Annotated in this window: 5 protein-coding genes; 4 read left to right on the forward strand and 1 reads right to left on the reverse strand. The window is 70.8% G+C overall.

What is annotated here, in order from left to right; genetic code table 11:
• Positions 1-11 precede the first annotated feature (11 nt).
• Both IEY91_RS38535 and IEY91_RS38540 read left to right on the forward strand, forming a co-directional pair.
• Positions 12-482, forward strand: a complete 471-nt coding sequence (locus IEY91_RS38535) for a universal stress protein (protein WP_164317916.1) — start codon at positions 12-14, stop codon at positions 480-482.
• Between the two features lie 162 nt (positions 483-644).
• Complete coding sequence (locus IEY91_RS38540; RefSeq protein ID WP_189177459.1) at positions 645-2,084, forward strand: amino acid permease; 1,440 nt, start codon at positions 645-647, stop codon at positions 2,082-2,084.
• 45 nt (positions 2,085-2,129) lie between these two features.
• On the opposite strand, the gene IEY91_RS38545 is transcribed toward IEY91_RS38540, so the two are convergent.
• Positions 2,130-3,368: a CapA family protein gene (locus tag IEY91_RS38545; protein ID WP_189177460.1), complete on the reverse strand. Its 1,239-nt coding sequence runs from the start codon at positions 3,366-3,368 to the stop codon at positions 2,130-2,132.
• A 292-nt stretch (positions 3,369-3,660) separates the two neighbouring features.
• On the opposite strand from IEY91_RS38545, the gene IEY91_RS38550 reads away from it, so the two are divergent.
• Both IEY91_RS38550 and IEY91_RS42165 read left to right on the forward strand, forming a co-directional pair.
• Positions 3,661-4,179 carry a hypothetical protein gene (locus IEY91_RS38550; protein WP_164317921.1) on the forward strand — a complete coding sequence of 173 codons (519 nt, stop codon included), beginning with the start codon at positions 3,661-3,663 and terminating at the stop codon, positions 4,177-4,179.
• A gap of 133 nt (positions 4,180-4,312) precedes the next feature.
• Positions 4,313-4,585: zf-HC2 domain-containing protein (locus IEY91_RS42165; RefSeq protein WP_229697564.1), on the forward strand; the 273-nt coding region annotated here is incomplete at its 3' end.

Consider the following 4,585-nt stretch of genomic DNA (forward strand, 5'->3'; position numbering starts at 1 on the left):
GCCTCGGGGCTGTGACGGAAGAGCCCTCTCAACAGGCCCACCAGTTCGAACGCGGCACCGACGGGCCGAAGGTCATCGTCGTCGGGGTCGACGGCTCGGACTCCTCGCTGCGCGCGGCGGCATATGCCGGAGGCCTGGCCAGACGGCAGCGCGCGCTGCTCGCCGTCGTCTATGTCCAGCCGGTGCTCGCCGCGGGCGCCGCGCTCGGCGCGCCGGTCGCGGACACCACCGAGCAGATCGCGGAGAACCTGATCACCGAGATCCGCGACGCGACGGAGCGCGTGAAGGGCATATTCGATGTGCGCTGGGAGTTCCACACCTTCCGCGGGGATCCGTACAACGGCCTGGTCACCGCAGCGGACGAGCTGAAGGCGGACGCCGTCGTGGTCGGCGCATCGGAACAGGCGGGCCACCGCATCATCGGCTCGGTCGCGGTACGCCTGGTGAAGGCGGGCCGCTGGCCGGTCACCGTGGTGCCGTAGGCGCACGGGCAGGGCGCGGCCCTTCGTACGGCCGTCCGGGCGAACCTCACCTCCGCCGCACCCCCGCACCCGCGGGCGGTGCGTGGCGTCTTCCGCCCCCCGGGCCGCTGGGCCATCATGATCGGCCATCAGCCGACCGCCGCCAGCGAAGAGGTGAGGCTCATGGCCGGACTACGAGCGGGGCAGGGAGTACTGCGCCGCAAGCCCATCGAAGCGATCGAGGACACCGAGGCGGGCGGTGCGGGCTCGCAGCTCACCCGCACCCTCGGCCTGTGGCAGCTCACCGCGATCGGCGTGGGCGGCATCATCGGCGCGGGGATCTTCACCCTCGCGGGCACCGTCGCCAACGAGAAGGCGGGCCCCGCGGTCCTCATCTCGTTCCTGATCGCCGGCGTGGCGAGCGCCGCGGCCGCGTTCTCCTACGCCGAGTTCGCGGGCCTGATCCCGAAGGCGGGCTCGGCCTACACCTACGGCTACGCGGTGCTCGGCGAGCTCGTGGGCTGGTTCATCGGCTGGGACCTGATCCTGGAGTACACCGCGATCGTGGCGGTGGTCGCGATCGGCATCTCCGGCTACTTCAACTTCCTGCTCAACGACATGGGTGCGGAGCTGCCGACGTGGATGCTGGGGGCGCCGGGCACGGGTGACGGACACAAGGTCGACCTGTTCGCGGCCGTCCTGTGCCTGTTCATCGCGTACCTGCTGACCCTCGGCATCAAGAACGCGGCGCGCTTCGAGATGGTGGTCGTCGTCCTGAAGGTCCTGGTGGTCCTTCTCGTCATCGGCGTCGGCTTCTTCCACGTCGAGACCGGCAACTACTCGCCGTTCTTCCCCTTCGGGGTGAGCGGCGCGTTCACGGGCGCGGCGACGGTCTTCTTCGCGGTCTTCGGCTACGACGCGATGAGCACGGCCGCCGAGGAGTCCAAGGACGCCCAGCGCCACATGCCGAAGGCGATCCTGTACTCGCTGGCGATCTCGATGGTGCTTTACGTCCTGGCCTGCCTGGTCCTCACCGGCATGCAGGACTACAAGTCCATCGACCCCGAGAGCGGCTTCTCCTCGGCGTTCAAGTCGGTCGGCCTCGGCGGTCTCGCGGACGTCATCGCGGTCGGCGCGATCATCGGCATCCTCACGGTGATGTTCACGTTCATGCTGGGCTGCACGCGCGTGTGGTTCTCCATGAGCCGCGACGGGCTGCTGCCGAAGTGGTTCGCGAAGACCCATGAGACCAAGCACGTGCCGACGCGCGTCACCTGGATCGTCGGTGTCGCGTCCGCCGCCATCGCCGGGTTCCTGCCGATCGGCGAGGCCGCCGAGCTCACCAACATCGGCATCCTGCTCGCGTTCGTCGTGGTCTGCGTCGCGGTGATCGTGCTGCGCTACAAGCAGCCCGAGCTGCCGCGTACGTTCCGCTGCCCGGGGATGCCGGTGGTGCCCGCGGTCGGGGTCGTCTTCTCGATCTGGCTCATCACGTTCCTGGAGTGGCAGACCTGGGTGCGGTTCGCCGTGTGGTTCGCGCTGGGCCTGGTCGTGTACTTCGCGTACTCCTACCGCAAGTCGGAGCTGGCGAAGACGGATCCGACGGAGAAGACGACCCCCTAGGGCGTGGCCGACGGGTCGGCGCGGCGCCGCGCCGGTCGGCGGCGGCTACTGGCCCATCACCAGGCCGTCCTTGCCCGCGCCGCGGCTGAGGCTGACGCGGCGGATGCGGTCGCGAACGTCGCCGACGTCCGCGCCGCGGTCGAGGGCGGCGTTGAGGTTGACGACACGGCCCGCGTTCGTGTCGAACCAGAACGGCACGAACTCCGCCTTCGTCACCTGCCAGCGGCCGCCGGTCTTCTCGGGGGCGGCGAAGGTGAAGCGGCCCGCGGTGCCCTGGTTGCCGCGGGGGTCCTGGGCGCCCTCGTGGTTGATCATGGCGCCGGCGATCTGGTCGCCCATGCCGTAGACGATCCACGTCCCGTTGACCTTCTCGTAGGCCTGCGGGACGTGCGCGTGCGTGCCGAGGATCAGGTCGACGTCCGGCCGCCCGCCAGTGCGTGCGGCCGTCAACTGCCGCCCGAGGGACAGCTGTTGGCGGTTCGGGGCGTCCTGCCACTCGTTGCCCCAGTGCAGCGAGACCACCACCACGTCGGCGCCCGCCTTCCGGGCGGCGCGGGCGTCGGCGAGGATGCGGTCCTTGTCGATGAGGTTGACCGACCAGGGCCTGCCCTTGGGCAGCGGGATGCCGTTGGTGCCGTACGTGTACGCGAGCTGGGCGACCTTCGCGCCGCCCGCGCGCAGCCAGGCCGGGGAGCGGCCCTCGGTGGCCGTGCGGCCGGAGCCCGCGTGCTTGACGCGGGCCCTGTCGAGGGCGGCCAGGGTGCGGTGGATGCCGTCCGCGCCGTCGTCGAGGGTGTGGTTGGACGCCGTGGAGCACGCGTCGTAGCCGGTGGCCTTGAGCGCGCGGGCCACCTGTGGGGGCGACTTGAAGGTCGGGTAGCCCGTGTAGTCGCCGTTCGCGCCGTAGACCGTCTCCATGTGACAGATCGCCAGATCCGCCTTGGCGACCACTGACTTGGCGCCCGCGAGCATGGGCGCGAAGTCGTAGCCCTCGCCGCCCGCGTCGGCTTTCGCCTGCCGGATGATCGACGCGTGCGGCAGCACGTCGCCGGACGCGACGAGCGTGAAGGCCCGGGCGTCGCCCGCGCCGCCGCCCGCCGCGGACGGCGCGGGCGCCGGGTGCCGGGGCGCGGGCGCCTTCCTCTGCTCCCCCTCCCGCCCGGAGGGCTCCTGCGCGGCACAGGCCGCGGTGGCTCCGACGAGAACGGCCGCGAGGACGGCAAGGCCCTGACGGGTGCGTCTGGTGCGCCGGACGGGCCGGGCGGGGCGTGTGCGCTGTGTCATCGACCGGACTTCCGCATGAGGAGATAATGGGTTAAACCAATCCACATACGAATACAAGGGTGAGTCAAGGAGCAATGCCGCGCCAGTCACTGAAACAGCCCTAATCCCGGCGTGCTGTGACGAGAAGAACACGACCACCCCCACCTGCGGTGAAACCGTCGCCCGGGTCAAGGCTCCGTAAAGCGCCTTGCTCAGCACCCCTGTTGGGCATTCGGCTGTCCTCTATCCGTGTTCCGGGTTGGGGGGCCAGAAGCCGGTGACGCGTACACGGAGCACAGGAAGGCGGAGCGTGATGCTGCACGAGAGCACGGACGGCACCCAGGGCCCCGGCGGAGACGAGCTGACGGTCCCGATGGCCTGGCTGTACGCCGAGTACATCGCGGACGAGTTGCTGCGCACCGGCGACCTGATGCCGCCGACGTCGTTCGAGTACCGAGCCGGGCGTGACGCGCTCGCGCTGACCATCTTCCTGTCGGACACACGCGGGGAGCTGTCCTGCATCCGCGTGGTCTCGCAGCTCGAGACCTGGCTCTGTCTGACGGCGCACGACCAGCCCTGGCAGGAGTGGGTGCGCGAGCGCATGGACGGCCTCGCCGCCGACGCCATGGCCGCGCGCGGTCCCGCGCCCGACCTGGTGCTCGCCGAGGCGGCGTGGCGCTGGCTTGAGGAGACGGAGCTGCTCGCGCCCGACCTGGACGCGGTGCCCGGCGGAGGCGGGGCCTGGCCCGGGGACGACGACGTACCGAAGGTGTGGACCCCGGCATGGCAGCTCGGGCTGCCGCTCGGCCACCTGGCCATCCAGCTCTTCTGAGCCCGCCGCACGCGAGCCCCGCCTGTTCGGAAGCGGCCTCTTCTGAGGCCGCTTCTTTCTGGGCCCGCTTGAGTGATTCAGTGGCCGATTGCGTACGGGAGGGCAAGAAGCACCCTCACCGACAAGGAACGCCATGAGGTCCCTGGAGCGACATCGCGACGCCGGCGCCTACGCGCTCGGCGTCCTCGACGAGGCGGACACGTTCCGCTTCGAGGATCACCTCATGGAGTGCGCGCACTGCCGTGCGCGGGTGTCCGAACTCTCGCTGCCCGCACGGCTGTTGAAGACGTACGGGGCGTCCGTGCCGTACGCCCTCGACCCGGCCGCCGCCCTGCCCGGGCCCCGGCTGCTCGACCGGCTCCTGCACGAGACCGGCCGGGCCCGCCGGGTGCGGCGCCGGCGGTGG

It is taken from the genome of Streptomyces lasiicapitis, assembly GCF_014646335.1.
GTDB lineage: Bacteria > Actinomycetota > Actinomycetes > Streptomycetales > Streptomycetaceae > Streptomyces > Streptomyces lasiicapitis.

What these genes read in the sequence shown, in the direction of transcription:
- IEY91_RS38540 (WP_189177459.1), top strand. Translation starts at nt 645, where the DNA reads ATGGCCGGACTACGAGCGGGGCAGGGAGTACTGCGCCGCAAGCCCATC.
- IEY91_RS38545 (WP_189177460.1), bottom strand. Translation starts at nt 3,368, where the DNA reads ATGACACAGCGCACACGCCCCGCCCGGCCCGTCCGGCGCACCAGACGC.
- IEY91_RS38550 (WP_164317921.1), top strand. Translation starts at nt 3,661, where the DNA reads ATGCTGCACGAGAGCACGGACGGCACCCAGGGCCCCGGCGGAGACGAG.